Here is a 26,456-nt window from a genome sequence, read left to right as displayed (position 1 = left end):
ATCTTCGACGAGGCGATCACCCCGGTGCTCATCCCGCAGCGCAAGGGCGACCCGATCGAGTTCCGCGAGGACGAGGGCGTGCGCGCCGACACCACGGTCGAGACGCTGGCGAGGCTGAAGCCGGCCTTCGCCAAGGACGGCACCATCACCGCCGGTACCGCCTCGCAGATCTCCGACGGCGCGTGCGCGGTCGTGGTGATGAGCGCCGAGAAGGCCGCCGAGCTGGGCATCACCCCGATCGCCGAGATCGGCGCCCACGGCGTCGTGGCCGGCCCGGACGCCACCCTGCAGAGCCAGCCCTCGCGCGCGGTGCAGCGGGCGTGCGAGCGGGAGGGCATCGACCCCAAGGAGCTCGACCTCGTCGAGTTCAACGAGGCCTTCGCTGCGGTCGCGATCGTCTCGACGCGCGAGCTCGGGATCGACCCGGAGAAGGTCAACCCCAACGGCGGCGCCATCGCGCTCGGCCACCCGATCGGCATGAGCGGCGCCCGCGTCGTGCTCGACGTCGCGCTGGAGCTGCGCCGCCGCGGTGGCGGCGTCGGTGCCGCCGCGCTGTGCGGCGGTGGCGGCCAGGGTGACGCGCTGATCCTGCACGTGCCCGGGAAGTGACCCCTGCCGAGGCGCTCGGCGCCCGCACCTGCGGGCGGTCGGTGAGACGTTCTCGCTCCCGGTGACCGGCGCTACGCCCGTGCGCCGGCAGGCCCGCCAGGCGCAGGACGGGGGAACCGCCCACGACTCCTGGCCCGATCGGGTCGAGCCCCTGCGCACCGGGCTGCGCCACTCCCGTGCTCGACGTCATGCCGACGTCGCAACCGAGGAGCGCGTCCGCCCGTCTCCGTCCGGCCCCGCACCGAGGGGGCGTCGTCCGTGCCAGGTCCGGGACACCCCTGCACCCCGGGTCGCCGGGAGTCCGCCCGGTGACTCAAGGGGTCGAGAACCGCAGCGGCAGGCTGGTGAACCCACGCATGAGCCCGGAGGTCTCCGTGCCCGCTCCCGCGAGGCGGATCTCCGAGGTCCGGGCCAGGATCTCCTCCATCGCCAGCCGCATCTCCAGGCGGGCCAGGGGTGCTCCGTAGCACAGGTGGGCGCCGGCGCCGAACGCCAGGTGCGGGTTCGGTGACCTCTCGATGATACAGGCGCTCGGGTGCTCGAAGGTCTCCGGATCGAGGTCTGCCGCCGCGTAGTGGAGCGCCACGCGGTCGCCGGCCCGGATCGTGCGACCGTGCAGCTCGACGTCGTGCACGGCGGTGCGGGCGATCGACTGCAGCGGGGTCTCGATGCGGAGGAACTCCTCGACCGCGGTCGGGATCTTCTCCGGACGTCGACGCAGTTCCATCTGGATGTCCGGGTTCGTCGCCAGTCGGTACATCGTCGTGGCGAGGGCGTCAGCGGTGGTGGCGTGTCCCGCCACGAACATCTGGACGCCGATGTGGACCACCGTCTCCTCGCTCAGCGGCTGACCGTCGATCTCCGCCGCCAGGACGCCGCTGAGCATGTCGGTCTCCGGGTCCAGTGGCCGGGCCCTCCGCTCCGCGACGACCTCCGAGACGGCCGACTCGAACATCTGCCCGATCACGGCGTTGATCTTCTCGGGGTCCCAGCCCACCCGCTCGAAGCCGCGGAACTGCTCGACGAACTCGACGTGGGCGGAGTCGGGCAGGTTCAGCAGAGCGGCGAGTGCCCGGGCCGGCAACGGCTGGCACAGGCCCGTGACGATGTCGCCTTCGCCCGCTGCGAGCAGGGGATCGAGGTCCTCGACGACGAATGCCCGGATCGTCGGCTCCAGGCGCGCCATGGCGTCCTTCGAGACGTACCGGTTCAGCAGCCGACGGTACGTGGCGTGCTCGGGGGGGTTGAGCGAGATGGGGATCTGGTTGTCGAAGTCGGGCCACGCGATGATCGGCGCCCCGGAGGCGAAGGTGCGCGGCTGGCGGGCCGCCTCGCGGACGTCGGCATAGCGGGTCAGCGACCAGTAGCCGCCGTGCTCGTCGGACCAGGCGACCGGGCACTCCTCGCGCAGGCGCTGGTACTCGGCCAGACGCCGCACGGACCGGCCTCCACCGGCTTCCCTCGGCGCCCAGTCGGCGGGCCGGGCTCGACTGCTGGGGTCCGCGTGCTCCGTCATGTGGGGAGGCTAGCGGCCATGACGCAAAACACAACCGTTTGTTTACGTGCGACGCCGTCGCCGTCCCGCGCTGTGTCCCGACGCTCCGGATCGCCGCGACGAGCGCGCTCACCGATCGGTCAGCGCACTCGTCCGGGGCCGGGCCAGTGGGCGAGGACAGGCGCTGCGTCGGGGTCGCGCTCGACCGCTCCGTGCGGGAGCAGCGGCGCACTGAGCACCGCACCGGCGGCGAGGACGGCGGCCGACCAGCCGAAGACGGTCGTGGAGCTGCCGACCGAGGCCTCGAGCAGCGCCGCCGGGTCCGACGGGTCGACACCGACCTGGACGGGCCTGCGCGACCTCGTCCTGTGGAGCGTGTACCGGATGGCGAACGACCGTGGCCTGACCCAGGTCCTCACCGCAGCGGGCCACGGCCACCGGCGGCTCGACCGACAACGTGCGCGGCTCGACCCGCTGTTCGACGAGTGGGTCGCGCGCGCCCAGACGGCGGGGGCACTGCGTCCCGACGTCACGTCCCTCGACCTGATGATCGCCTTGACCCTGACCAGCCGGATCGGTGCTCCCGGCGACCCCGGGGCCCGCGAGCGTCACGCAACACTCCTCCTGGACGGACCGTCCGCCCACCGGGACTCCCCCACGGCAATGCCGGCACCGGCGACGACGGCGTCCGTTCGCGACGGCGGGGCCCGGCCCGACGATCCCGTCGCGGTAGTCAGACTCAAGGAATGTTGTAGCAACAACCTCTGATGTGTCAGAATGGTTGCCTCAGCAAGTTCTCGCGCCGAGGAGGTGGCCATGGACGCTCCCTGGCTGGACCGGCGGCAGCTGCGTGCGTGGGTCCGCTTCCGGGCGGTGCTCGAGCTGCTCCCCACCGCTCTGGACGCGCAGATCCGTCGCGACGCCGACGTCAACGAGTTCGAGTACCACGTCCTGGCGATGCTGTCCGAGACACCGGGTCGGACCCTGCGCATGACCGAGGTGGCACGGCGGACCGCCGCCACGCTCCCGCGGCTCTCGCACGTCGTGTCACGCCTCGAGGGCCGTGGCCTCGTGGAGCGCTGCGCCTGTCCCGAGGACCGTCGGGCCACCAATGCCCGCCTCACCGAGGCGGGATGGGCGAAGGTGCAGCAAGCGGCGCCCGGCCACGTGGCCACGGTGCGCCACCACGTCGTCGACGCCCTCACCGACGAACAGCTCGACCAGCTCGCGGCGATCGGTGACGCCCTCCTGGCCAGGTTGGACCCCCCGGGGGTCATGGCCGCGACCTACAGCCGCTACGACGGGGAGTCCGAACCCTCGGTCCCGCCGGTCGCACCGGCCGGACGGGCTGGTGCACCGCGTGACGGGCGGTCGGCCGTGATGTGAGGGGGGACCTCCCGGTTCCGTGCAGGAGCCGCCGAGGCTCCACCGGGACGCCCCCGACGGCGCGTCCACCGGAGCAACCCGCCACGACTCCCGCAGAGAGGCACACCGCATGACCTCCGTCCCGACCCGGCTCGCCGACGCCCTGTTCGCCCGGTTCCTCTCCACGGTCGCCACCCGCCTCGTCAGGCCGCCGTCCCTGTCGCTCACCAGCCGGGACGTCGCCCCAGCGGAGGCCGTCCAGGTCCCGACCCGCCACGGCGACGTGCGGTGCCTCGTCACCCGGGCCGCCGCCGGTGCGCCGCTCGCCGCGGGAGCCGCCGCCCCGCCCGTCCACGTCCACATCCACGGCGGCGCCTTCCTGCTCGGGGCGCCTCAGCAGGACGACCACCTGGTCCGCGGCATCGCCGGCGAGGTCGGTGCCACGGTGGTCAACGTCGACTACTCCGCGGGTGCGAACGCCCGCTTCCCCCGGGCCCACGAGGAGTGCTACGACGTCCTGCGCTGGGTGCAGCGCTCCGGGGACGCCATGGGCTGGGACGCCACACGCGTCTCCATCGGGGGCATCAGCGCAGGGGGCAACCTCACGCTCGGCGCGCTCGAGCTGGCCCGGCGCGGTGGCGACCCGGCACCGCGCGCGGCAGTCCTGGTCGTCCCCTCCGTCGACCAGACGATCCCGCCTGAGGCGTACACCTCCCCCCTGCCGCCGTCGACCGGCCGGCCCCACCGCCCCTTCGTGGGTCCCCGCCTGGTCCGGATCTCCCACGCGCACTACTTCGCCGACGCCGCGGGCCGGACGGACCCGCTGGCGTCCCCGCTGCTGGCCGGGGAGGGGATGGCGGCCCTCCCGCCCCTGCTCGTGGTGTCCGCCGAGCAGGATTCCATCCGCGCCCAGGACGAGCGCTTCGTCGAGAAGGCACGGAGCATGGGCGTCCCGGTGTCCTACCACTGCATCGCCGGGGTCGACCACGGCTTCCCCCAGAGCTCGAGGGAGCAGGACGAGGCCGCGGTGCGGGAGCTCGCGGACCTGGTGCGCGGTCACCTGATCGAGCACCTCTCCTGAGGAGCCCGCGGCCATCGGCGCCGCGGATGACCGCGCATGGGCAGGAGTCATTTCCGCTCCTCCCGCGTCCTGAGCAGACTCGGCACCGCAGTGGCGCCGGTCACCAGGGACCCGGCGCGCCGTTCTCCGGGGGTCCTGCGTGACGTCGTCCGCCGCCGTGGCCGCTCCCCCGTCCTCGGCCGCGCTCGAGGTGCTCTCCGGCCTCCTGCGCGACGCCGTCCTGCTCGCGGGGCGGGGAACCGCCTCGCAGGCCGACGTCGACATCGCGATGCGCCTGGGCGCCGGCCACCCCGCCGGCCCGTTCGAGGTCCTGGCGTCCCTCGATCCCGACCGGCGCAACAGCCTCGGCCTGCCCGGTGCGCTCCCGGAGGCGCCGGCGTCCGGCCCGACGGCCGCGCCCGCCGACGATGGCTGGACCGGCCCGGTCGGCGTCCTGGGCACCGGGCACATGGCGGGCGGCATCGTCGAGGCGGTCGCCCGCAGCGGCCGGCCGGTCCGGGTGCTGTCCCGCTCGGAGGCGTCGGGCGCCCGACTGCTCGGCACGCTGGGGAAGAGCCTCGACCGCGCCGTCTCCCGCGGCCGGCTCGACGAGGCCGCCCGCGCCGAGGTGCTCGGCCGGGTGTCGGTCACGCACGACGCGGCCGACCTGGCCGGCTCCGACGTCGTCGTCGAGGCGGTCGCCGAGGACCTCGCCGTCAAGGCCGCCGTCCTCGGGGCGGTCGATGCCGCCCTGCCGCCGTCGCTGCCGCTGGCGACCAACACCTCGTCCTTCCGCGTCGGCGACCTGCGTCCGTCGGTGACCTCCGGCCGGCCGGTACTGGCCCTGCACTTCTTCAACCCCGCCCAGGTGATGCAACTCGTGGAGGTCGTCGTCCCCGACGACGTGCCGGACGCCGCGGGGCTGCGGACCACCGCGGGTGCCTGGGCCCGCGACCTCGGCAAGACGCCGGTCACGTGCGCGGACTCCCGCGGGTTCGTCGTCAACCGGCTGCTGATCCCGTTCCTCAACGACGCGGTGCGGCTGCACGAGCAGGGCACGCCCGCTGAGGACGTCGACGACCTCCTGCGCACCGGCGCCGGGCACCCCATGGGGCCGCTGGCGCTGGTCGACCTCATCGGCGTCGACGTCACCGTGGCCGCGCTGGAGTCGATGGCCGCCGTCGAGGACGACCCGCGCATCCGCCCCGCCGCCGCCCTGACCGACCTGCTCGCCGCCGGGCGGCTCGGCCGCAAGACCGGCGCCGGCTTCCACAGCTACTGAGAGGACGGGCGTGACCGACCCCACCGCGACCTGGACCGCACTGATCAGCCGCTACTACGACGGCTGCAGCGCCGGCGACGTCGACCTGATGCTGCAGACGCTGCACCCCGACGTCGTGCACTGGTTCCTGGCTCCCAACGCCGGCTCGAAGCCTGTCGAGGGCGCTGAGCACCTGGCCCGCTACTGGCGCAAGGTCACCGTCATGCTGCAGGCCCGCTGGGTGGTCGACAGCATCTGCGCCACCCCGGAGCAGGCGGTCATCGAGTGGACGATGTGGTGGCTGCCCGAGGGCGCGACCGAGCGGGTCGCCACCCGCGGCGCCGAGTGGTTCACCGGCCGGGACGGACTCATCCGCGAGATCCGCAGCTACTACCAGATGCGCCCGCAGACCACCGAGCTCGACGGCTTCCCCTACGCCGAGCGCGGCTACTCGGTGCCCGGCGCCGAGCGCAGCACGATCCACCCCGACGCCGAGCAGTACGGCCCCGGAGGCACCGCATGAGCGCCGTCGACACCACCCGGGACGGCGCCGTCGCGACCGTCACGCTCACCCGGCCGGACAAGCTCAACGCCCTGGACCGGGCCACCCGCTGGGAGCTCATCGGTGCGCTGCGCGCTGTCGCCGCCGACACCGGTGTCCGCGCCGTGGTGCTCACCGGCACCGGCCGGGCGTTCTGCGTCGGGCAGGACCTCGCCGCCGTCGAGGAGCTCGAGCACGCCGACGAGACCGTCGCCGGCTCCTACAACCCGATCGCGCAGGCCATCGCCGGCATGCCCAAGCCGGTCGTCGCGGCGGTCAACGGCCTGGCCGTCGGCGCCGGGTTCGGGCTGGCGCTGGCCTGCGACCAGCGCCTGGCGTCGGACACCGCGTCCTTCTCGTGCGCGTTCTCCAAGGTCGGGCTGGTGCCGGACACCGCCGCCTCCTGGTACCTCGTCCGCGAGCTCGGCTACACCCGGGCGTTCCGGCTGGCGGCCACCGGCCGCACGGTCCGCGCGGCCGAGGCGCTGGACCTCGGGCTGCTCGACGAGGTCCTCCCGGCCGACGCCCTCGCCGACCGGGCCCACGAGCTCGCCCGCGAGCTCGCCTCCGGCCCCGCCCTCGCCCTCGCCCTCACCAAGCGCCAGTTCCGGGCGGTGTGTGAGGTGTCCTTCGAGGCGGCGCTGGCGATCGAGGCCCGCCACCAGGGCGAGGCGGCCGCGCACCCCGACCACGTCGAGGGACGGACGGCGTTCGCCGAGAAGCGCGCGCCCCGCTGGGGATGACCGCCCCGGCGGTCTGGCACGCGCACGGCCTCTGGCACATCGCGTGGTGCTGGGACGCCGTGCGCGGGGAGCTCACCGGGCGCGGCGTGGACGGCGTCGCCGTCGGGCTGCCGCTCACCGACCTCGCCGCCGACGTCGCGGCGACGCACGACGCCCTGGACGCCCCCGGCCGTCCGGCCGTCCGTGCTGGTCGCGCACTCCTACGGCGGCGCTGTGGCCAGGGCTGCCGGCACCCATCCGCTGGTCCGCGAGCTGGTGTTCGTCGCCGCGTTCCCGCTGGAGGGAGGCGAGTCGGTGAGCCGGACGCGATCGACTGGCGGGGCGTGGCCTCGTCCTCCGCCGTCCGTGCGGCGGACCGGGTGGTGCACCCCGAGCGGCAGCGCGCCATGGCCGCCCGCGCCGACCGGCTCGTGACGTGGCCGTGTGGCCACAATCCAAGGGCCAACCAGCCGGCGGGAGTCGCGGATCCCATCGCCGGCCGGGTGCGTGCCCTGGCTACGGGTTGACCGGCGCCGTTACCGGATTCCCCGGAGGTGCACCGAGATCCGGAGCACCGGCTCGGTCAGCATCCGGTCCACGGGGCCGGTGACGGCCTCGTGGATGACGGCGGTGGTGCCACCGATCTCGTCAGCGACCCGCTGCGCGGCGAGTGCGGCGCCGACGCCGCTGCCCGCACCGGTGACCACGGTGACGGTGTCCTGCAGCTGCACGTCTCAGTCCTCCCGGTGGATGCGGCGGCGGCCGCGCGGGACCGGCAGCGGGTCGGGTCCGGGCACGAGGCGGTTCTCGATGGACCCGAGCTCCTCGACCTCCATGCGGACGACGTCGCCGACCCGCAGCCAGTCCGGGGCGGTGTCGGGCTGCGTCCGCTTGATCTCGGCGAGGCAGCCGGTGCCGCAGGTGCCCGACCCGAGGACGTCGCCGGGACGGACGACGGTGCCCCGGGAGGCGTGGGCGACCAGCTCGGCGAAGGACCAGGCCATGTTGGACGTGAGGTCGCCGCCGACGCGCTCGCCGTTAAGCCGCACCTCGGTGCGCAGCGCGAGACGGCCGTCCACGACGCGGTCGGCGACCTCGTCGGCCGTCACCAGCCAGGGGCCGAGGGTGATCGCGGCGTCCTTGGACTTCGACGGCCCCATGGGGAAGCGGAACTCGTGCACCTGCAGGTCGCGGGCCGACCAGTCGTTGAACAGGGTGTAGCCGACGATGTGCCCGGACGCCTGCTCCGACGTCAGGTCCGACCCGGCCCGCCCGACGACGGCGGCCACCTCGAGCTCGTAGTCGTACTGCGTGACGTAGGGCGGCATCCGCACGTCGCCGAAGGGGGCGACGACCGAGGCCGGGTTGGAGAAGTAGAACAGCGGCATCTCGTACCACTCGTCCGGCGGCGGCGCCCCGGTGAGCTCGGCGAGGTGCGCCTCGTAGGTGAGGAAGTCCCGGACGCTCGGCGGGTCCAGCAGCGGCCCGATGGCCGCCTGCCCGAGCTCCAGGACCTCCGCGGAGCGGGCCGCCTGCCGGGCGGCGTCGGCGAGCGCCTCCTCGCCGCCCCGGATCACGTCGAGCAGCGTCGGGCCGGCGTCCAGCAGCCGGACGACGCCGTCGGTCATGGAGCCGTCGAGGACGCCGACGCGCGGGCCGTCCGGGGTGAGCAGGGTGGTCAGCCGCACCTCACTTCACCGCCACGGGATTGACCGGGGAGCCGACGGCGTGGGTGAAGGGCAGCGGCTGCGCGGAGAGGAAGAACTCGTAGACCCCGTCGGTGGCGCAGTCGGCGGCCAGGGCGTCCAGGTCCCACATCTCCCCCAGCAGCAGGCCGATGTGCGGCAGCGCCACCTGGTGCAGCGGCTGCATGGCGCCCGGCCACTCGTTGGGCCGGACCTCCACGCCCCAGGTGTCGGTGGCCACGGCGGCGATCTCGGTGCCCTGCAGCCAGCCGGCCGTCTCGAACGACAGGCCCGGGGCGGGCCCGCCCGCGTAGCCGCCCCAGCCCTCGCCGGCGGCCAGCCGCCGGCGGACCCGGGTCAGCTGACCGGTGCGCACCAGCACGATGTCGCCTCGGCGGACCTGCGAGCTGTCCCCCTGACGGCGGATCGTCTCCTCCAGGTCTGCGCTGGTGATCGGGCAACCGTCGGGCAGCTCCCCGTCCTCGCCGAGAGCCCGGCCGACGTCGAGCAGCACACCGCGGCCGACCACCGGCGCGGCCAGGTTCTCGATGCCGGTGACCTGGTCGCCCTCGCCGGTCACCACCTCGCGGGCGACCCGGCCGTTCCACGCCACTCCGTGGTCGAAGACGTGCCCGAGACCGTCCCACTGCGTCGAGCACTGCAGCGGCATGAAGACGACGTCGTCGGCGACGGAGAGGCCGTGCGGCAGCCCCATCTGCTCGGCGGTCTCCATGCCGGTGGACGTCATGGTGTGTACCGGGTTCACCCGGCGCTTCCAGCCGAACTGGGGACCGTCGGTGTCGAAGGGCAGCGAGAGGCTGAAGGAGTCGCCCCGGCGGACCAGCGCGGCGGCGGCGGCGCGGGTGGCGGCGTCGAGGTGGTTGACCGTGCCGAGCGCGTCGTCGGCACCCCACCGGTTCCAGTTGCCGAAGCGCTTCGCGGAGTCCGCGATCGCGGCCTCGGGGTCCTCGCCGAACTCGGCGGTGATGTCGTATCCGTTCACAGGTCCAGTCCCAGGAGTCGGGCGGCGTTGCCGCCGCGGATGGCGTCGGTGGTGGCGGCGTCGAACCCGGCCGCCTCGAGGCGGTCGACGGGGTCCTCGACGCCCATGTCGAAGGGGTAGTCGCTGCCGAGGGTCACCTGGCTCGCGCCCATGACCGAGACCAGGTGGCGCAGCTGCTCGGGGGCGTAGACGAGCGAGTCGACCCAGGTGCGGCGCAGCAGTTCCGACGGCGGTGCTTCGGTGGTGCGGGCGTCGCCGCGGGCGGCCCAGGCGTGGTCGGCGCGGGTGACGTAGCTCGGCAGGTACCCGCCGCCGTGCGCGGACCAGATCCGCAGGCCGGGGTGGCGCTCGAGCAGACCGGAGAAGACAATCCGGGACAGCGCCAGCGCCGTCTCGGTCGGGTTGCCCACGGAGTTGAACAGGTAGTAGGCGTTCAGGCGCTCGCCGAGCGTGCAGCCCCACGGGTGGATGAACACGGCGGTGTCGAGCTCCTCGGCGGCGGCCCAGAAGTCGGCGAGCGAGGGGTCGTCGAGCTCGCGTCCCGGGCCGGCCGCGGTCGAGATCTGCACCCCAAGCATGCCGAGGTCGCGCACCGCCGTCTGCAGCTGACCGACCGCGAGGTCGGGGTGCTGCAGCGACACGGTCCCGATCGGCAGCAGCCGGTCGGGCTGCTGCCCGCAGGCGGCGACGACGCCCTCGTTGGTGGTGGCCACGATCCGCGCGGCGAGGTCGCGGTCGGCCCAGGCGTGCGGCAGCGGGGTGGCGCTGACCGCCTGCACGTCGACCCGGGCGGCGTCCATCGCGGCCAGCCGCAGGCCGGGGTCGGTCAGCCGCGGCGCGAGCTCGGCGATGTGCCGCATGTTGTAGGCCAGCGACTCCGGCCCCAGCGTGGCGGCGTCGACGCCGCGCTGCCGGGCCAGGCCGGGCTCCCCCTCCAGCAGCGCGTCGACGGCGGGGACGGCCACGTGCGCGTGGACGTCGATGGCGGGGGTGCTCATGCGGGCGCGCTCGTGAGCTGCGCGATTCGCCCCATGAGCGCGGGCACGTCGCCCTGCTCGTGCGCGAGCTGCCAGCGGGCGAGCTGCAGCGATGCCTCGACGACCTCGCGCACCCGCGGCAGCCGGCGCGCGGCGAAGCCGGCGAGCAGGTCGTCGTCGAGGTCGTCCGCGCCGGTGAGGACCTCGGCGAGGACGGCGGCGTCCTCCAGGCCCAACGCCGCGCCCTGGGCGAGGGTCGGCGGGCAGGTGTGCACGGCGTCGCCGACCAACACGACCCGGCCGCGGTGCCACGGCGCGTCGAGCAGGTGCTCCTCGAACCATGTGTAGTGGATCGCCGAGGGGTCGTCGATCGAGGCGAGGATCTCCCGCCACGGGCCGCCGTAGGCGCCGGCCAGCCTGCGGACGATGGCGAGCTTCTCCTCGTCGGTGACGGTGGTGCGGTCCTGCGCGTCCTCGACGAGGAACGCGTACAGGGACTCCTCCGACGTCGGGGTGTAGCCGGCGATGTAGCAGGGGCCGCCGTAGACGGCCTCGGAGCTGACCACCTCGGCCGGCCGCGGGGCGAACACCCGCCAGATGCCCATGCCGACCGAGCGGGTCTCCAGCGGGACGTCGAGCAGGCGGCGTGTCCAGGAGCGCAGCCCGTCGGCGCCGACGACGAGGTCGTAGCGGCCGGTGGAGCCGTCGGTGAACCGGACGTCGACGCCGGAGTCGTCCTGCGTCAGCTCCTGCAGCGTCGTGGAGAACCGGACCTCCACCCCGGCCCGCTCGGCCCGGCCCACGAGGACGCGGGCCAGGTCGGGGCGGTACATGCCCATGCTGGCAGGCAGGTCGGGCCCGCCGGAGCGGTGCTCGGCGACGCGGGCCACCACGGTGCCCGCCGGGTCCGGCGCCCGGATCACCAGCTGGTCCGCGGCATAGCCGAGCGCGAGGCACTCGTCGAGCACGCCGAGCTGCCGGAGCACCCGCAGGGCGTTGCCCTGCAGCGTGATCCCGGAGCCCAGGGCGGTGACGTCGGGCGTGATCTCGACGAGGTCGACGCTCACGCCGGCGTCGGCGAGCAGGGTGGCGGTGGCGGCGCCGACGGCACCGCCACCGACCACGAGGACGTTCTGCACGGCTGCCATGGGAGGACTCCTCCGTCCGGTCGGGCGGGTCAGACGGGCGGCGCGACGAACAGGCCGCGGTCGACGTCGTTGAAGCTCTCCTTGGCGACGAGCTCCTCGAACGGGTTGGCCGTCCCCCACTGGTCCTGGTTCTCGGGCTTCGAGACGTCGTAGACGCTGGGGTGCCAGGCGTCCTCGTCGAGCTCCTCCAGCTCGGTCGTGTACTCGATGGTGTTGCCGTGCGGGTCGAGGAAGTAGGAGAACGTGTTGTCCCCGGCCATGTGCCGGCCCGGGCCCCACACCATCCGCGTGCCCGCACGCAGCAGCCGCCCGGTGCCGCGCATGTACTCGTCGAGGCCGCGCATCTCGAAGGAGACGTGGTGCAGCGAGACGTGCGGGCCCTTGGCGATGGCCATGCTGTGGTGCTGCGGGTTGCAGCGCATGAACTTCATCAGCTCGCCGGCGTAGGGGTGGATCAGCGAGTCCGAGAGGGCGAAGTCCAGGTGCTGCTCGTAGAACGCCTGGGTGCGGTTGGGGTCCGGGGAGTTGATGACGACGTGCGACAGACGCACCGGGATGGCCTCGCGCTCCTCGATCCTCCGGTGCTGCCGGGTGGCGACGTCCGCGGAGACCTCGATCGTGCGGCCGTCGACGTCGAAGAAGCGGAAGCCGTAGCCGCCGCCGGCGGTCTGCAGGACGTCGGGCTCGCTGACCAGCTGCACCCCCGCGGTACCGAGCCGCTGGGCCAGGGCGTCGACGTCCTCGCGGGACCCGGCGCCGTAGGAGATGAGGTCGAGGCGCTTCTCGGCGTCCTTGCGCAGCCGCACGACGTACTGCTCCGGCGAGCCCTCGGCGGCGAGGAAGACGAGCCCGTTCTCCTCGGCGACCGGGGTGAGACCCCACAGGGTCGTGTAGAACTCGCGCTGCTTGTCGAAGTCCGGCACGGCCAGGTCGACGTGCCGCAGGTGGGTGATCAGCCGGTCGGTCATCGTGGTGCTCCTGTCAGTCCTGCTCAGAGATGCAACGGTTGGCCTGGGCGCCCAGGCCGGTGATGGTCGAGTCCATGACGTCGCCGGCGCGCAGCAGCCGGCCGCGCGGGAGGCCGTTGCCGGCCGGGCTCCCGGTGAGCACGAGGTCCCCGGGCAGCAGGGTCGCCACCGTCGAGCAGTGGGCCACGATCCGGGCGACGTCGAAGAGCATGTCCTTGGTGGACTCGTCCTGCATGACCTCGCCGTTGAGGCGCAGCGTCAGGCGCAGGTCGGACGGGTCGGGCACGGCGGTGCGCGGGACGAGGGCCGGGCCGGTGGGCAGGAAGGTCGGCGAGTTCTTGGCCGCCAGCCAGTCGGCACCGAGGGCCGGGGCGTCCCGGCGGAAGATCCGCTCGCGCAGCGTCAGGTCGTTGACGATGGTCCAGCCGGCGACGACGTCGAGCGCGTCGTCCGGGGACACCCGGCGGGCGCGGCGGCCGATGACGGCGGCGAGCTCCAGCTCCCAGTCCGGCTGCTGACCGTCGAGCGGGAGGACGACGTCGTCGTAAGCCCCGCAGATCGCGCTGGGCAGGCCCTGGAAGACGTAGGGCGGGTGCTGCAGGCGCGTGTCCATCTCGGCCACGGCGTCGGCGCGGACCTGCTCGACGGTGCGGCCGTCGGAGCCGTCGGCGTGCGCGACCGCGATGTCGATGACGTGGGTGCGGTAGTTCGCGCCCGCCTGGAACACCTGCCGCGGCTCCACCGGGCTCAGCACGTGCAGACCGGCCAGGGGCCGCCAGCCGTCCGCCGTGCGGGCTGTCTCGTCGAGCACCGGCAGGACGTCGTCCCAGCGGTCGAGCAGGTCTCCGGTGTCCCGGGGCGACCCGAGGGCGCTCGATCCGCAGAGATCGAGCACGCGGTCGCGGGACACCAGGGCCGGGAACACCCGGTCGCCGTCGGCGAGGCGCGCGAGCGCCCAGTCTCCGGCGTGGTCGATGAGCTGGGTCACGCTGGCTAGCATCAGCGCCCGCCCCGGTCCGGCGGAAACGACGGATCCGTATGGACGGGCATCCAGCCCTGTGATGGCCCGGACCACAGAGGAGCGCCGTGGAGCTGCCGAGCCTCGACCTCAACCTGGTCGTGGTGCTGCACGCCCTGCTCGAGGAACGCAACGTCACCCGCGCCGGGGAGCGGGTGGGGCTCAGCCAGCCCGGGACCAGCGCAGCGCTGGCCCGGCTGCGTCGGCACTTCGACGACCAGCTGCTCGAGCGGGTGGGCGGCGCGTACCAGCTCACCCCGCTGGCGCAGGCGCTGCGGGGCCAGCTCGGTGCGACCTTGGCACAGCTGCAGGGGGTGCTCGCCGCCCAGCCGCGGTTCGACCCGGCCGCCACGGACCGCCGTTTCGTCGTCGCCTGCTCGGACTCGGTGCTGGCCGTCCTGGGGCCGCCGCTGGTCGCGGCGGTCACCCGCGAGGCGCCGTCGGCGAGCCTGGACTTCCGGTCACTGGACGCACGGGTGACCACCGACCCCCTGGCCCTGCTGCGCGACGTCGACCTGCTCGTCGTCCCGCGAGGACTGTTCGCGCTGCCCGACGTCCCGAGCGTGGAGCTCTACCGGGACCGGTGGATCTGCGCGACCTGGCGCGGCAACGCCGCCGTCGGCGACCGGCTGTCCCTGGAGGACGTCGCGCGGGCGCGCTGGGTGATGCCGTTCCAGCAGCTGCTCATGTCCTCCCCCGCCGACGCCGCGCTCGCCGCACTCGGCGTCGACCGCCACTGCGCCGTGCGGGTCGAGTCCTTCAGCGTGCTCGACCGGCTGGTGGTCGGCACGGAACTGCTGGTGCTCTTCCACGAGCGGCTAGCCGGTGAGCTGACCGCGCGCGACCTGCGGGTGGTCGAGCTGCCGGTGCAGCTGCCGCCGATCACCGAGACGGCGTGGTCGCACCCCAGCCGCCGGCTCGACCCGGGCCACCGGTGGCTGGTCGAGGTGGTCACCGGCGTGGGCGCCGGGCTGGGTCAGCCGACGGCGTCCGCCAGCAGGTAGCGGACGGCGGTCTCCCCCAGGTCGGCGACGAACGCGTCGTCGTCGACCGGCGCGGGTGTGGCGAACCCGGGGCCGTAGGCGACCCGGATGACCGAGGTGGCGAAGACGGTGCCGAAGCAGGAGCGGACGGCGGCCTCCGGGTCGGAGTGACGGATCGCCTCGCGCGCCCGCAGCACGACCGTCACGAAGCCGTCCCCGAGGGCCTGGCTGTAGCGGGATCCGCGGCGGCGGACCTCGGCGTGCGAGGCCGAGACGAGCACGACCGCCCTCAGGAAGCGCTCGTGGCGCAGGGAGATCCCGACGGACTCCGCGACCGCCGCGCGGACCAGGTCGGCCGGTGCGAGCCCCGCCCAACGCTGCTCGTCGGTGAAGACCTCCTGGCCGGCCTGGAGCCGGGCCACGCCGTGCTCGTAGACGGCCAGGAGGAGCGCGTCCTTGGTATCGACCCGCGCGTACAGGGCCCGCGGTGCCACGCCGGCCCGCTCGCAGACAGCGGCGATGGTGAAGGCGTCGTAGCCGCCGTCCTCGAGCAGGGCCACCCCGGCATCGAGCACGCGCCGCCACGCCTCCCGGCTGCGCCGCTGCTGCGGCGGCCGCACCTCGGACGAGACCTCCGCTGGTGAGCCCACGCCGTCATCCTCCCGCTCTCCGAGACGCGTCCCGGACCGTGGCCCTTGACACAGCGGTGAGCCGGGCCACATCCTTCCTGTCAGTAGAGCGTAGTGCGCACTACGGTCCTAGTCCCCAGGAGTCCCCGTGCTAATCGTCCTCGGCAGCGCCACGGCCGCCCCCGGTCGTCGCCACGAGCTCGTTGACGCCGCCCGCGCCGTCACCGCCGCCACCCGCAGCGACGACGGCTGCCTCTCCTACGTCTTCGCCGCCGACCTCGACGACCCCGACGTCGTGGTCAGCGTCGAGGTCTGGCGCGACCAGGCGGCACTCGACGCACACATGACCCACGACCACACCCAGCGGTTCATCGCCGCGGTCGGCGGCCTGCAGGCCGGCGAGCCCTCGATGTCCTTCCACACCGTCCCCGACCCGGCCTGAGCCGGCTGCCCACCCAGGAGATCCTGCGATGACCACCTCTCCGCGCGGCCGCGTCGCCGTCCTCGGCGCCGGCCCGGCCGGCATGGCCGCCGCCCTCGGCGCGCTGAAGGCCGGCCACGACGTCGTCGTCTACGAGCGCTACCGCGAGGCCCGCCCGGCCGGGAACATCCTCAACCTCTGGCCGCCGCCGCTGAAGGCCCTGCGCTCCCTCGGCGTCGACACCACCGACCTCGGCGCACCCACCCACTCGGAGTTCCGCAACGTCCGCGGGAAGGTGCGCGTCGACGTCAAGCTCGACCGCGACGTCCAGGAGGCGTTCGGCGGCGGCTTCATCGGCCTGCTGCGGCCGGAGCTGTACGAGCGGATGCTCGCCGCCATCCCCGACGGCGTCATCCGGTTCGGGCAGCAGGTCGAGCGGATCGAGCAGGACGACCGCGCGGTCACCCTGCACTTCGCCGACGGCTCCACTGCCGAGCACGACGTGCTCGTCGGCGCCGACGGCATCGACTCCCTCGTCCGGCGCACCCTGTGGGGCGACGCGCCCAAGCGCGAGCACCGGCTGCACATCTTCGGCGGGTTCACCTTCGCCGAGGTCGAGGGCACCATCCCGAACAAGTGCGTCCTCACCCACAGCAGGACCGTGCAGGGCAGCTGGACGTCGATCCGCCACCACGGCCGCGACGGCCACCAGTGGTGGGTGCTGACCGCCACCGACCCCGACGCGCCCGCGCCGGCCGACCTAAAGGCGGCGGCCAGGGAACTGGCCGCCGAGTTCCCGGCCCCGCTGCCGGGACTCGTCGCCGCAACCGAGCCGGGCGACGTGCAGCGCTGGGTGCTGCGCGACCGGCCTGCTCTCCGGCAGTGGTCGAAGGGGCGGGCCACGCTCGTCGGGGACGCCGCGCACCCCACCTCGCCGTACGCGGCCTACGGCGCGGGCATGTCGATCGAGGACGGCTACTTTCTCGGTGTCGCGCTCCGGGGGGTCGACCTCGCCGACGCCGCCGCCGTCGCGCGGGCGCTGCAGGCCTACGAGGACCCGCGCAAGCCGCACACCGCCAAGCAGGTCCAGATGGCCTGGATGCTCGGCAAGGTCTTCCACCACGCCCCCGCGCCCCTGCGGCCGCTCCGCGACTTCGTCTTCGACCACACGCCGTTCCTCCAGAAGGTGGCCGGCGACTCCAACCCGCGCGAGATCAACCAGCAGCTCGCCCTGATCGAGGACTGACGAGGTCCCCTCACCCCTCGCTCGCCGCGAGCAACCGAGAGGTACCGGACCCCGCGCCGGAGCGTCCATTCGCCGGAGCGGCCCACGTGGCGGGCGGCGCACGACGGGAGACGACGGCGACGTGGTCTCCGGCGTCGGCGTGACGGTGACCGACGCGGCTGGGGTGCGCCCGGCCGTCACCCGAGCGCTGACGCCGGTACCACTGCGCTGAGGCGCCGGTCCTGCGGCGAGCGCCGTCCGCGCGGGGGCCGGGACCTCGAAGACCCAGCGGAGTGCAGCGAAGCGGGCCAGTCCGAACGCCCCGGTGACGACGGCGACCACGGCCAGGTGGGCCACGGGACCGCCGGCCGGAGCCAGTGCGTCGTACTGCGCGAGAGCCACCGATGTCGCCACGATCCCGGCGAGGGCGAGCCCGCCGCCCTCCCACTGCGCCCGCGACCAGGTCACCCGGCCGCCGGCCCGGAAGGTGAGCCGGCGGTGGAGCTCGTTGGCCAGGGCGGAGGACGCCAGCGCGCCGACGAGGTTGGCCGGCTGGCTGCCGAGACCCTCGAGCAGGACGAACAGGACGCCGTACAGGACGTTGGCGACACCGCCGACGGCCACGAACCGGGCGAACTGTGCTCCTGCGTCGCCCCGCAGCAGCCGGTCGAGCAGCGGTCGGGCGGTCGGCTTGTCCACACGTCGATCGTGGTGAACGGCGGGCCGCGGGTCGTCGTCCGGGCGGACCCACTGCCCCTACTGCGGACGCAGTAGGTCCGCGAGCTACTGCGGGTGGATGCCGGCGCGGATGGCCAGGGTGACCAGCTGCGCCCGGTCGCGGGCTCCGACCTTGACCATCGCCCGGTTGGCGTGGGTCTTGACGGTGAACGGTGAGAGGAAGAACTGCTCGGCGATCTGGGCGTTGTCCAGGCCGGTGACGATCGCGCCCACGACCTCGCGCTCGCGAGGGGTCAGCTCGGTGAACCGGGAGGCCAGCGCCGGATCGACGGCGATGACCCGCTGGTCGACGACGTGATCGACGACGGCGTCGACGGCGCCGGACGAGAGGGCGCGGGCACCCGCGGCGACCTGGACGATGGCGCCGGTCAACTCGCTCGGGCCGGCCCCCTTGCTGAGGAACCCGTCGGCGCCGGCGCGCAACGCGGCCAGCACGTTGTCGTCCTGGTCGAAGGTGGTCAGCACCAGGATGCGCAGCTGCTCCGGCGGCCGGGTGAGCCGGATGCGGCGGGTGGTCTCCACGCCGTCGATGCCGGGCATCCGGATGTCCATGAGCACGACGTCCACCTCGAGGCCCTCGAGGTCGCGCAGAACTGCCAGGCCGTCGGCGGCCTCGGCCACGACCTCGAGGTCGGGGTGGGCGCCGACGATCGTGCGCAGACCGGCGCGGATCATCTCATGGTCGTCCACCAGCATCACGCGGATCACCGCAACGCCCCCTCCGCCACCGGCAGCACCGCGCGCACGCGGAAGCGCCCGCCGTCCGTGGACACCTCGAGTCGGCCGCCTGCGGCCGAGGCTCGTTCACGCATGCCGACGAGCCCGCGTCCTCCGCCCTCCGTCGCATCGCCGACGGCGTTGGCCACCTCCACCTCGACGGCGGAACCGGTGACGTCGACCGTCAGCCGGATCGGCCCCGTGCCGTGTCGCTGGGCGTTGGTGAGCGCCTCCTGCGCGATGCGGTACACAGCTGCGCTGACCTGCGGCGGGAGCTCCCGCGACAGGTCGCCGACCCGCGCTCGCACGTCCATCCCCGCCGCCCGGAGATCCTCGACCAGATCGGGGAGGCCGGTGTGGCTGGCCGCCGGGCTCGTCGCGTCCTCGTCCCGCTCGGAGCGCAACACCTGCAGGATCTCCTGCGTCTCGGCCAGCAGCGACTTGACGCTGCCCCGCGCCGCCTCCAGATGCCCTCGGGAGGCATCGGCCCCCGCCGGGAGCCGCACCTCCGCCGCGCCGAGGTGCATACCGAGGACGGCGATCTCGTGGCCGAGGGTGTCGTGGAGGTCGCGGGCGATGCGGAGCCGCTCCTCGGCGACGCTGCGCTGCACCGCGGCGTCGCGGCCGGCCACCGCCTCGCGGGTGGTCTGCTGCAGTGCCGACCAGTACTGGCGCTGGCCGCGGATGGCGCTGCCGGCGGCTGCAGCGGCCAGTGCGCTGGCACCGGCGATGTAGGCGACCGGGTCGGTGAGCCCGAAGCTGCCGGCCGACAGTCCCAGCGCGAGGAAGTCGGCCGCGCCGACGACGAGGCCGGTGAGCAGGCCGGACAGGCCGCGCAGGGCGAGCAGGAACGCCCCGAACATCGACACCTGCCACTGCACGACCGGGTCGGCGCCCAGGGCGCCGGTGACGAGCGGCGCCGCGGCGAGCAACACCAGACCGGCGAGCGGAATGCAGTAGCCGGCCACGACGCCGGCAGCGCTGACCAGCAGCCCGACGATCCCGCCGACCGGGTGCCCGTGGAAGGGCAGCGTGGCCGCCCCGACGGCCAGCGCGGCGGTGATGACGAACGGAGTGCTGATCTCCAGCGCTCGCGGCCGGCGCATCCAGAACGGCGCTCGCGGGACCTCCGGCGGGTGCGGGGATGGCCGCGTCACGTCCCGATCCTCGCACCGACCGCCGCAGGTAGCGGGAGCGCTGCGGCGACAACGGATCCGCCGGCGGCGGGCGTCTGGACCTGCAGCGTCCCACGGGCCGCGCGCAGCGCCCCGTCGGAGCGCACGAGGTCCTCCGCGGTCACCGACCCTGCGGGCCGGCTCACCGGGGTCTGCGCGGCCGCGGTCTCCCGCGCCGGCGTGCCGGTCCGTGCGACCCGCGGCGGGACGACTACCACGAGCAGGTCCAGGTACCGCGGTGACCAGGTGAGCGAGACCGACAGGCCGCCCGCTCCGTCCACGGCGGCCAGCACCTCGGAGAGGAGGGTCCGGACGGCCGCCTTGGCGTCTGCGGAGAGCTGCTGCTCCGGACCGGTGACGGCGAGGCGCACCGTGCCACCGGAGGCGCGGAAGCCCCCAGGAAGACGGCCAGAGCCGCGGCGTCGGCGACCTGACCGACCGGCTGGGCGCCGCCGGCGGTGCGGACCGCGTCGATCACCGCTCCGCTGCAGCGGGTGAGGCCGCGCAAGGCCTGCTGGGCTGCTACGGGATCGACGCGCACCAGGTACTCCGCGGCGCGGGCGTGGACGAGGGCCAGCTCGCGGACCAGGGCATCCCGGGTCGTGGCGGGGTGCTGCTCGGTGCTCATCCGGGCTCCGTTCCTCGCATGGGCCCGGCCCGGTCGCGCGGAGCGACCGGGCCGGGCAGGGTCGGGCGTGGTGGTGCGTCACCCGGTCAACGGGCACCGACGGTGAAAAGCTCGTCCGAGGTCGCCGTCGGGCCGGCTGGAGGGGCCGCGGCTTCAATGGACACGCGGGGGGTGATGCGCTCCGCCCAGCGGGGGTACCACCAGTTGCGGGCACCGAGGCGGTGCATGACCGCCGGCACCAGGACCATCCGGACCAGGAACGCGTCGACCAGGACCGCGGCTCCCATGCCGACCCCGAGCTCGGCGATGATCCGCTCGCCACCGGCGAACCCGAAGGACGCGAAGACACAGGCCATGATGGCCGCGGCGGTGGCGATCACCCGGCCGGTCTCGGCCATCCCGACCCGGACGGCGCGGCGGGTGTCCCGGCTGTGGGTCCACTCCTCGTGCATGCGGCTAACCAGGAACACCTGATAGTCCATGCTCAGTCCGAAGACGATGCCGACGATCATCACCGACACGAAGCCCTCGACAGGGGCGGCCGAGCCCACGCCGAACAGCTCCGAGCCCCAGCCGAACTGGAAGATCGCGGTGATGGCGCCCAGCCCGGCGGCGATGGACAGCAGGTTGGTGACCGCGCCGACCAGGGGCACCAGCACGCTGCGGAAGGCGATGGCCAGCAGCACGAAGCCGAGCACGGCGATGAGGCCCAGGTACACCGGCAGCTTCGAGGTCACGGCTTCGGAGAAATCGATGCCGCTGGCGGTGCTGCCCCCGACGTACACCTGCAGATCGGTGCCGGCCTCCGCGGCCGGGATGACGGTCTCGCGCAACGCGGTGACCAGGTCCGCGGTCTCCTCGGCCTGGGCGGTGGAGGACGGGGTCACGGTGATGACGCCGATCTCCTGACCGGCGGCCAGCGGCGCGGCGCTGACCGCGGTGACGTCGTCGACGGAGGACAGCTGCCCTGCCAGGTCGGTGAACGCGGCGCGGGAGGCGTCGTCGGGGGTCTCGGCGACCAGCAGCAGCTGCGCGGCGAAGCCGTCGCCGAACCCGTCCGACATGACCTGGTGGTACCGGTGGGTGACCGAGTCGGTCGGGTCGCTGCTGTCGTCGGCGGAGCCGAGCCGCATCGTCGCGACGGGCGCGGCCAGCAGGACGACGAGGGCTGCGGCGACGACGCCGAGCAGGCTGCGGCGTCGCTGCACGGCGGTGGCCCAGCGCCCCCAGACCCCGCTCCCGGACTCCGTCACAGGCTCACCGGCGGCCAGTGCGCGCCGCTGCCGGCGGGACAGCACCTTCGTCCCGAGCATCCCGAGGAGGGCGGGCAGCAGGGTGAGCGCGGCGGTGACGGTGAGCAGCACGGTGACGGTGGCCCCCAGGGCCATGCCGGTGAGGATGCCGATGTCGAGGATGGTCATGCCGAGCAGGGCGATCATCACGGTTGCGCCGGCGAAGACGACGGCCCGGCCAGAGGTGTTCACCGCCTGGGCGATCGACCCGTGCAGCGGGACACCGGCCAGCAGGCTCTTGCGGTGCCGGTTGACGATGAACAGCGCGTAGTCGATACCCACCCCGAGGCCGATCAGCGAGCCCATAGCCAGGGTCTGGCTGGGCAGGTCGACGACGTTGGAGCCGAGCAGCACGACCAGGGCGGACACGCCGACCCCGGCGACGCCGGTGATGATGGGCAGCAGAGCGGCCCACAGCGAGCGGAACACCAGAAGCAGGATGACCAGGGCGCACAGCACGCCGATGATCTCGGCCGTGCCGCCGGCGCTGATCACCGGTGCGAACGCGGCCCCGCCGGTCAGCGCCTCCAGCGACGGGCCGTCGAGCGAGTCGACCAGCCCGGTGATCTGCTCGACGTCGGCGTCCTCGGTCAGCGTCAGCGACGCGTAGGCGATGTCGCCGCCGGACGAGACCTGTGCGGCGCCGGCCGCGTCGTAGGGGCTGTCTACCGACTCGACACCGGGCACGGCGGCGATCCGGGCGAGCACGTCCTGCACCTGCGCGGCCACGGCCGGGTCGGTGACGGAGCCGCCGTCGGTCTGCCAGACCACGCTCCCGGCAGTCATCTCGCCGTCGTCGGGGTTCGCGCCGGCCTGGGCGAGGAGGTCGTAGGCGGTGCTGGACTCGCTGCTGGGCAGGTCGGTGGAGTCGGTGAACGTCGTCCCGACCACGCCCACCGCCCCACCCAGACCGAAGAGCGCGAGCAACCACAGGGCGAGGACGACGAACCGCCGTTGCGCACACCATCGAGCAAGAGCAGACACAGGAGGACCTCCGGGCAGCAGCATCAGGAACTGCTGTCAGCGTCGGCGCCGGCGCCGGCCAGGTCGTCGTCTCGAAGGACCGACTCCGGCTACTGCGATCGCAGTAGCTGGCCGTCGGCGCACACCATCAACGAGACAGAGCTCCCCTCGGCAGGGGCACTGGAGACCACTGAGACCACGGGGACACACCTCATGCATTCGGCGATCGTCAACTCGTCGGACGGGTTTCCGGAGGTTGACCCGGACGCTGAGCGCATGGCAGGTGGAAGACGCGCCGACGACCGAGCCCGCCGGCGTGAAACCGAACGACGACGTCGGGAGCAGACCGCGCGGGGAGGCACCGCCGCCCAGTCCGCGCGGGCCGACACACCGGTGCGCACCTCCCCTGAGGGCGGTGACCGACGAGCGGCCGCAGTGTCCTGCGCCTGGTGCGGCAGGGCCATCTCGCTTCGGTTGCGAGGGCCCATCCCGAAGTGGTGCTCAGTCAACTGCCGGCGCCGTGCCTGGGAGCAAGCCCGCGCGGCGGCCTCCGGGCGGTCAGCTGTCGAGGTGGTCGAGCGCCGGGTCGAGGTCCGCGTGCCCATCGCGCCAACGCGACGGGACTGGGCGCCGCTCCTCAACGAGCTGGCCCGCCAGCTGGGGGACGGCCGCGTCTACGAGCGCGACCTCGCGGCACTCGGCGCCGCCCTGGACACCGTCCTGGATGCGTATCACCGCCGGCCCTCCGTCCAGGATCGGTCGCACACGGCAGGCCTCCGCTACCTCCCGGGAGATCACGCCGGTCCAGCGCGCTGGTCGGCCCCTGGCAGCGACGGCTGTCCCCAGTCGTCCTCCGGTACAGACACGTACTGGAGAAGTGAATGACCAGCGACGAACGGTGCCCGCGGGAGGAGCAACTGCAGAACGCCGACAGCTCCGGACCCCAGCCCGGCGGACGGTGCAGCGTCACCGGAGGCCGGCTGGAGACACGACCGCACCCTCGGTGCCATGTCGGCCGACCGCTCACTCATCGCGCGGCTCGCCGCACATGAGTCGTGGGCCCGGACCGCCGATCCCAGCGCCCGGACGGAGCCGGCACGCCGCGCGATGCTCGACCGCTTCGAGCGCCAGGTCGACCCCGACGGTGTGCTGACACCCCAGGAGCGGGCGCGCCGGGCGGGGCACGCGCGCAAGGCCTACTTCACCCGCCTCGCCCTGCGATCGGCCCAGGCGCGACGCAAGGCCCCACCGACCCGCGCCGATGAGGACCCCACCCAGTAGACGCCGCGGCACGACCGAGCCCCGTTGCCCGTCGTCGTGGTCCTTCGCAGGCGCTGACCGGGGCCGGCATCGCCCTGGGCGGCAGCAGATCCCCTACCGTGGACCGCGGTCGTCGTGGCACGGGCACCGGTCACTTCCGCTCTCTTCCGGGCGCGAGAACTCGCCTGATAACCCACCCACTTCCGCTCACGAGCGACCTGGGCTTTTGCCGCTCTGAACAGCGCTTTCGTGGTTCGCTCCCCGAAGATGCCGGGCGAGCCGATGCGGGTCCAGCCCAGCCGTGCTAGGCGTCCTACCAGCGAAGATGCGTCATCGTGAGGTCCTCGACGGTCTAGCACAGCGCTCACTCGCCCGATGACCTCCCGCCGTGGCCATCCGGCTGGAGGACCTCCTGGCGTCGTTCCGGCGGCACCTGCGGGCCGCCGTCCAGGCGCCGCGGACGATCGAGCTCTACAGCCAGTCGGTACGGCACTTCGGCCGCTGGCTGACCGACCGCGGCCGGGAACCGGTGCTCGACGAGCTCACCCGGCACGTGATCAGCGCCTGGCTGGCCGAGCTCGCGGAGACCTGCGAGCCCTCCACGGTCGGCACCCGGCTGCGCAGCATGCGCCGGTTCTGCCGCTGGCTGGTCACTGAAGGAGAACTGGAGAAGGCCCCCACCGACGGCATCGAGATCCCCGGCCCACCCGACAAGCCTGTCCCGATCCTCACCGACACCGAGATCGCCGCGCTCCTCAAGGCGTGCGCGATCGGCCGCGGCCGGCCCGGCGTCTTCGACCGCGCCGTCTTCCTCGGCCGCCGCGACGAGGTGGTGCTGCGGCTGCTGCTCGACACCGGCGTGCGCGTCTCGGAACTGTGCGGGCTGGAGATGACCGACGTCGACCTGGACCGGGAGTTGGCCTACGTCACCGGCAAGGGCTCCCGCCCCCGGGTGGTGCCGTTCGGCGCGAGGACCGCCCAGGCGGTCGACCGCTATCTGCGGGTGCGCGCCCTGCACCCCTACGCCCGCTCGACCCGGCTGCTGCTGGGCCAGCGCGGGCCGATGACCCCGACGGCGCCCGCGACGTGCTGCACACCCGCGCCGCGCAGCCCGGGGTCGCCGACGTCCACCCGCACCGGTTCCGGCACACCTTCGCCCACCGGTGGCTCGCTGGAGGAGGACAGGAGCGCGACCTGGTGATGCTGGCCGGCTGGCGCAGCGACGACATGCTGTCCCGCTACGCCGCCTCCACCGCCGTCGAGCGCGCCCACGACGCCCATCGGCGTCTCGGTCTCGGGGATCGGCTGTAACACGACCGGAGACGGCACCAAGACATTCGTGACGTGAAGATCCGCGCCAAACCCGGCCGGTGACCCTTCGACGCCCGTTGACCCCCAGTCACCTTCGGGCCGTTCGCCGACATCCGCACAAGTGCCATAAGTGCAGGTCAGCGGTTCACAGGGTGCGCTGTCGTCCGCCGACAGTCGCGGCCGTTCGAAGCGCGTTGCTGTACCTGTTGCTGTACTTCTCCTCCGCAGCCGGGCGTGTCAGCGACGGCAGTCGCCGCTCCGGAGGTGCACGGACGGCACGAGACCGGTCCTCTTCGGAATGGCTGCGACCCGAGCCGTGGCTTCCCCGCGTCGCTGCGGGGGATGCCCTCCACGTCTACTGACACCCAGGAAGCGATACCCACATCGGGGCCGAGCTGGCTGAGCGCACGTGATCGGCCGTGCGCCACTCCCCGGTTCTTCTCCAGTCAGCCTCCTCGCTCTGCAGCGAAACCGCGGCGGAGGAGGTGCACGACAGCGCCGGCGATCTCCAGGCCAGCCACAGTGACGCACTCGGTGATGGCCGGTCAGACGATGCGCAGATCGATGTGCACGTCCTCGCGGGCGGCGTGGGTCATCGCGACGACCAGTTCCAGTGTCATCTCCTCGATGTCCTCGACGCTGCCGGCCTCGGTGGTACCGACACCCGGCACGTCGATCACCCAGTGGTCGCCCTCGCTGAGGGCAGTCGCGGTGAAGTCGGCCATCCGTCCTCCCAGCTGCCGCCAGCGGCGGGTGCTGCTCAGGTGTCGTGTCAGCCGACTGTCGACTGCCCACGTCCGTCTTGGCAAGGCGCAGGCACCACACTGCGGGCGAGCGGAACACCACCCTCACGGCGGACCGCAGGGAACGTGCGCGGGTCCGGTGCAAGGGTGGTCGGAAACGGCCCGCGTGACCTGCCCCGATGAGCCGACAGTGAGGATGTCCCCGGCGCCATCGGGCGCGGTCTGACCCTGAGTGCTGACCGACGCCTGGCTGTCTTGGCTGAGATCTGTCGGCCGTGCCCGGTGGCGTCCGTGCGCACGTCCGGACGGGTGGCCGTGACCTCATAGGAGCCTGTGCGAGAGGCGCCCATCACTGTCTTGTCCGACCGGCCCGCCCGGACGCGCGTCGCCATCACCGGTGCGAGCGGGAGACGACATGACGAGCATGACGAGCACCCGGCGGGTTGTCACCGTCGGCGTGGACACCCACAGCGACGTGCACCACGCCGCGGTGATCGACGAGGTCGGCCGGCCGCTGGC

Annotated in this window: 26 protein-coding genes and 2 pseudogenes; 14 read left to right on the top strand and 14 right to left on the bottom strand. The window is 73.5% G+C overall.

Going from position 1 to position 26,456, the window contains the following annotated elements; genetic code table 11:
- A partial coding sequence (locus tag BM414_RS26710; RefSeq protein ID WP_483866622.1) for an acetyl-CoA C-acetyltransferase occupies positions 1-609 on the top strand: 609 nt, incomplete at its 5' end.
- Between the two features lie 313 nt (positions 610-922).
- Here BM414_RS26710 and BM414_RS26705 read toward each other — a convergent pair.
- Positions 923-2,047 carry a cytochrome P450 gene (locus BM414_RS26705; RefSeq protein ID WP_175551840.1) on the bottom strand — a complete coding sequence of 375 codons (1,125 nt, stop codon included), beginning with the start codon at positions 2,045-2,047 and terminating at the stop codon, positions 923-925.
- Between the two features lie 339 nt (positions 2,048-2,386).
- Here BM414_RS26705 and BM414_RS29820 point away from each other — a divergent pair, with 339 nt between their 5' ends.
- The 6 genes from BM414_RS29820 (at position 2,387) to BM414_RS26670 (ending at position 7,074) form a co-directional block, all read left to right on the top strand.
- Positions 2,387-2,872, top strand: coding sequence for an SbtR family transcriptional regulator (locus tag BM414_RS29820; RefSeq protein ID WP_175551839.1), 486 nt, complete (start codon positions 2,387-2,389; stop codon positions 2,870-2,872).
- Positions 2,873-2,920: 48 nt separating this feature from the next.
- Positions 2,921-3,490 carry a MarR family winged helix-turn-helix transcriptional regulator gene (locus tag BM414_RS26690; RefSeq protein WP_093584716.1) on the top strand — a complete coding sequence of 190 codons (570 nt, stop codon included), beginning with the start codon at positions 2,921-2,923 and terminating at the stop codon, positions 3,488-3,490.
- A gap of 109 nt (positions 3,491-3,599) precedes the next feature.
- Positions 3,600-4,550 (top strand): alpha/beta hydrolase, encoded by a 951-nt coding sequence (locus tag BM414_RS26685; protein WP_093584713.1) that lies wholly within the window; start codon positions 3,600-3,602, stop codon positions 4,548-4,550.
- 139 nt (positions 4,551-4,689) lie between these two features.
- Positions 4,690-5,811: a 3-hydroxyacyl-CoA dehydrogenase family protein gene (locus BM414_RS26680; RefSeq protein WP_093584710.1), complete on the top strand. Its 1,122-nt coding sequence runs from the start codon at positions 4,690-4,692 to the stop codon at positions 5,809-5,811.
- Between the two features lie 10 nt (positions 5,812-5,821).
- On the top strand, positions 5,822-6,313 hold the full coding sequence (locus tag BM414_RS26675) for a nuclear transport factor 2 family protein (RefSeq protein WP_093584707.1): 492 nt from the start codon (positions 5,822-5,824) through the stop codon (positions 6,311-6,313).
- Positions 6,310-7,074 carry an enoyl-CoA hydratase/isomerase family protein gene (locus BM414_RS26670; protein ID WP_093584704.1) on the top strand — a complete coding sequence of 255 codons (765 nt, stop codon included), beginning with the start codon at positions 6,310-6,312 and terminating at the stop codon, positions 7,072-7,074. The genes BM414_RS26675 and BM414_RS26670 overlap by 4 nt, the downstream gene beginning before the upstream one ends.
- Before the next feature lie 515 nt (positions 7,075-7,589).
- Here BM414_RS26670 and BM414_RS26665 read toward each other — a convergent pair.
- From BM414_RS26665 to BM414_RS26635, 7 genes are read right to left on the bottom strand one after another with little or no spacing between them, the layout of a single operon-like run.
- Positions 7,590-7,784 (bottom strand): hypothetical protein, encoded by a 195-nt coding sequence (locus BM414_RS26665; protein ID WP_093584701.1) that lies wholly within the window; start codon positions 7,782-7,784, stop codon positions 7,590-7,592.
- Positions 7,785-7,787: 3 nt separating this feature from the next.
- Positions 7,788-8,741 (bottom strand): fumarylacetoacetate hydrolase family protein, encoded by a 954-nt coding sequence (locus BM414_RS26660; protein WP_245785015.1) that lies wholly within the window; start codon positions 8,739-8,741, stop codon positions 7,788-7,790.
- A gap of 1 nt (position 8,742) precedes the next feature.
- The gene (locus BM414_RS26655; protein WP_245785014.1) at positions 8,743-9,741 is read right to left on the bottom strand and encodes a cyclase family protein; all 999 of its coding nucleotides are present in this window, start codon (positions 9,739-9,741) and stop codon (positions 8,743-8,745) included.
- Positions 9,738-10,739: an amidohydrolase family protein gene (locus BM414_RS26650; RefSeq protein WP_093584698.1), complete on the bottom strand. Its 1,002-nt coding sequence runs from the start codon at positions 10,737-10,739 to the stop codon at positions 9,738-9,740. Before BM414_RS26650 ends, BM414_RS26655 begins: the two co-directional genes overlap by 4 nt.
- Positions 10,736-11,866 (bottom strand): FAD-dependent monooxygenase, encoded by a 1,131-nt coding sequence (locus BM414_RS26645; protein WP_093584695.1) that lies wholly within the window; start codon positions 11,864-11,866, stop codon positions 10,736-10,738. Before BM414_RS26645 ends, BM414_RS26650 begins: the two co-directional genes overlap by 4 nt.
- Positions 11,867-11,895: 29 nt before the next feature.
- On the bottom strand, positions 11,896-12,834 hold the full coding sequence (locus BM414_RS26640; protein ID WP_093584692.1) for a VOC family protein: 939 nt from the start codon (positions 12,832-12,834) through the stop codon (positions 11,896-11,898).
- Positions 12,835-12,847: 13 nt separating this feature from the next.
- Positions 12,848-13,822 carry a fumarylacetoacetate hydrolase family protein gene (locus tag BM414_RS26635; RefSeq protein WP_217644948.1) on the bottom strand — a complete coding sequence of 325 codons (975 nt, stop codon included), beginning with the start codon at positions 13,820-13,822 and terminating at the stop codon, positions 12,848-12,850.
- Between the two features lie 98 nt (positions 13,823-13,920).
- Between BM414_RS26635 and BM414_RS26630 the strand changes: the two genes are divergently transcribed.
- Positions 13,921-14,856: a LysR family transcriptional regulator gene (locus BM414_RS26630; protein WP_093584686.1), complete on the top strand. Its 936-nt coding sequence runs from the start codon at positions 13,921-13,923 to the stop codon at positions 14,854-14,856.
- Here BM414_RS26630 and BM414_RS26625 read toward each other — a convergent pair.
- Positions 14,829-15,485 carry a TetR/AcrR family transcriptional regulator gene (locus BM414_RS26625; RefSeq protein WP_245785013.1) on the bottom strand — a complete coding sequence of 219 codons (657 nt, stop codon included), beginning with the start codon at positions 15,483-15,485 and terminating at the stop codon, positions 14,829-14,831. The genes BM414_RS26630 and BM414_RS26625 overlap by 28 nt on opposite strands.
- Positions 15,486-15,612: 127 nt before the next feature.
- Between BM414_RS26625 and BM414_RS26620 the strand changes: the two genes are divergently transcribed.
- The 3 genes from BM414_RS26620 to BM414_RS29815 all read left to right on the top strand — a co-directional run bounded on the left by BM414_RS26620 (position 15,613) and on the right by BM414_RS29815 (position 17,884).
- Positions 15,613-15,906 carry a putative quinol monooxygenase gene (locus BM414_RS26620; protein WP_093584680.1) on the top strand — a complete coding sequence of 98 codons (294 nt, stop codon included), beginning with the start codon at positions 15,613-15,615 and terminating at the stop codon, positions 15,904-15,906.
- A 28-nt stretch (positions 15,907-15,934) separates the two neighbouring features.
- The gene (locus BM414_RS26615) at positions 15,935-17,131 is read left to right on the top strand and encodes an FAD-dependent oxidoreductase (protein WP_093584677.1); all 1,197 of its coding nucleotides are present in this window, start codon (positions 15,935-15,937) and stop codon (positions 17,129-17,131) included.
- Positions 17,132-17,608: 477 nt separating this feature from the next.
- Positions 17,609-17,884, top strand: coding sequence for a hypothetical protein (locus tag BM414_RS29815; protein ID WP_175551838.1), 276 nt, complete (start codon positions 17,609-17,611; stop codon positions 17,882-17,884).
- 9 nt (positions 17,885-17,893) lie between these two features.
- Here the strand turns inward: BM414_RS29815 and BM414_RS26605 are convergent, their stop codons facing one another.
- The 4 genes from BM414_RS26605 to BM414_RS26590 all read right to left on the bottom strand — a co-directional run bounded on the left by BM414_RS26605 (position 17,894) and on the right by BM414_RS26590 (position 22,644).
- Positions 17,894-18,556 carry a response regulator transcription factor gene (locus tag BM414_RS26605; protein ID WP_093584674.1) on the bottom strand — a complete coding sequence of 221 codons (663 nt, stop codon included), beginning with the start codon at positions 18,554-18,556 and terminating at the stop codon, positions 17,894-17,896.
- The gene (locus tag BM414_RS26600; RefSeq protein WP_093584671.1) at positions 18,553-19,722 is read right to left on the bottom strand and encodes a sensor histidine kinase; all 1,170 of its coding nucleotides are present in this window, start codon (positions 19,720-19,722) and stop codon (positions 18,553-18,555) included. The genes BM414_RS26605 and BM414_RS26600 overlap by 4 nt, the downstream gene beginning before the upstream one ends.
- Positions 19,719-20,111: a hypothetical protein gene (locus tag BM414_RS26595; protein ID WP_093584668.1), complete on the bottom strand. Its 393-nt coding sequence runs from the start codon at positions 20,109-20,111 to the stop codon at positions 19,719-19,721. Before BM414_RS26595 ends, BM414_RS26600 begins: the two co-directional genes overlap by 4 nt.
- Positions 20,112-20,454: 343 nt before the next feature.
- The gene (locus BM414_RS26590; RefSeq protein ID WP_093584665.1) at positions 20,455-22,644 is read right to left on the bottom strand and encodes an MMPL family transporter; all 2,190 of its coding nucleotides are present in this window, start codon (positions 22,642-22,644) and stop codon (positions 20,455-20,457) included.
- Between the two features lie 987 nt (positions 22,645-23,631).
- On the opposite strand from BM414_RS26590, the gene BM414_RS26580 reads away from it, so the two are divergent.
- From BM414_RS26580 to BM414_RS31970, 3 genes and pseudogenes are all read left to right on the top strand, one after another.
- Complete coding sequence (locus tag BM414_RS26580; protein WP_093584662.1) at positions 23,632-23,904, top strand: hypothetical protein; 273 nt, start codon at positions 23,632-23,634, stop codon at positions 23,902-23,904.
- A gap of 367 nt (positions 23,905-24,271) precedes the next feature.
- A pseudogene (locus BM414_RS26575) lies at positions 24,272-24,925 on the top strand (tyrosine-type recombinase/integrase); the annotation flags it as partial.
- 44 nt (positions 24,926-24,969) lie between these two features.
- Positions 24,970-25,077: pseudogene (locus BM414_RS31970) on the top strand (tyrosine-type recombinase/integrase); the annotation flags it as partial.
- 662 nt (positions 25,078-25,739) lie between these two features.
- On the opposite strand, the gene BM414_RS26565 reads toward BM414_RS31970, so the two are convergent.
- Positions 25,740-25,919: a hypothetical protein gene (locus tag BM414_RS26565; protein ID WP_093584653.1), complete on the bottom strand. Its 180-nt coding sequence runs from the start codon at positions 25,917-25,919 to the stop codon at positions 25,740-25,742.
- Positions 25,920-26,456 lie beyond the last annotated feature (537 nt).

Origin of the sequence: Geodermatophilus amargosae, from assembly GCF_900116515.1 — a bacterium.
GTDB lineage: Bacteria > Actinomycetota > Actinomycetes > Mycobacteriales > Geodermatophilaceae > Geodermatophilus > Geodermatophilus amargosae.
This window is presented reverse-complemented; position numbering and strand designations above follow the sequence as displayed.

Coding starts and splice junctions, on each gene's coding strand:
- BM414_RS26685 (WP_093584713.1), top strand. CDS start 3,600: ATGACCTCCGTCCCGACCCGGCTCGCCGACGCCCTGTTCGCCCGGTTC.
- BM414_RS26580 (WP_093584662.1), top strand. CDS start 23,632: ATGTCGGCCGACCGCTCACTCATCGCGCGGCTCGCCGCACATGAGTCG.
- BM414_RS26670 (WP_093584704.1), top strand. CDS start 6,310: ATGAGCGCCGTCGACACCACCCGGGACGGCGCCGTCGCGACCGTCACG.
- BM414_RS26645 (WP_093584695.1), bottom strand. CDS start 11,866: ATGGCAGCCGTGCAGAACGTCCTCGTGGTCGGTGGCGGTGCCGTCGGC.
- BM414_RS26615 (WP_093584677.1), top strand. CDS start 15,935: ATGACCACCTCTCCGCGCGGCCGCGTCGCCGTCCTCGGCGCCGGCCCG.
- BM414_RS26690 (WP_093584716.1), top strand. CDS start 2,921: ATGGACGCTCCCTGGCTGGACCGGCGGCAGCTGCGTGCGTGGGTCCGC.
- BM414_RS26650 (WP_093584698.1), bottom strand. CDS start 10,739: ATGAGCACCCCCGCCATCGACGTCCACGCGCACGTGGCCGTCCCCGCC.
- BM414_RS26565 (WP_093584653.1), bottom strand. CDS start 25,919: ATGGCCGACTTCACCGCGACTGCCCTCAGCGAGGGCGACCACTGGGTG.
- BM414_RS26640 (WP_093584692.1), bottom strand. CDS start 12,834: ATGACCGACCGGCTGATCACCCACCTGCGGCACGTCGACCTGGCCGTG.